At 46.9% G+C, this 578-nt stretch carries 1 pseudogene; it reads right to left on the reverse strand.

Annotated features, from left to right (window positions below):
* A pseudogene (locus DM444_RS00165) lies at positions 1-578 on the reverse strand (hypothetical protein); the annotation flags it as partial.

Consider the following 578-nt stretch of genomic DNA (forward strand, 5'->3'; position numbering starts at 1 on the left):
GCAGGCAGGTTTGAAACTGAAGCTGTTGTTCCCACTTCTGCGTTAGCGCTGTTTTTCCAAGAATAGGCAACAGTTCCAACAGAGTTTGTTACAGTTCCCGCAGTCACAGTTCCGGTGCTTGCTCCGTAGCATGAAGCATCTGTTTTAGATGAAGCTCCCAAAGCCAAAGCTGCAGAAGGCTGTCCAACAGTCACAGAATTTGTTTGGGAAGAGCATGAATCCGTCACGGTTAAAGTATAGGTTCCGGCAGGCAGATTAGAAACTGAAGCTGTTGTTCCGACTTCTGCGTTAGCGCTGTTTTTCCAAGAATAGGCTACAGTTCCAACAGAGTTTGCTACAGTTCCCGCAGTTACGGTTCCGGTGCTTGCTCCGTAGCATGAAGCATCTGTTTTAGATGAAGCTCCCAAAGCCAAAGCTGCAGAAGGCTGTCCAACAGTCACAGAATTTGTCTGTGAAGAGCATGAATCTGTCACAGTTAAAGTATATGTTCCGGCAGGCAGATTAGAAACTGAAGCTGTTGTTCCGACTTCTGCGTTAGCGCTGTTTTTCCAAGAATAGGCAACAGTTCCCACAGAGTT

The sequence above is a fragment of the Flavobacterium ginsenosidimutans genome, from assembly GCF_003254625.1.
In the GTDB taxonomy this organism is placed as follows: Bacteria; Bacteroidota; Bacteroidia; order Flavobacteriales; family Flavobacteriaceae; genus Flavobacterium; species Flavobacterium ginsenosidimutans.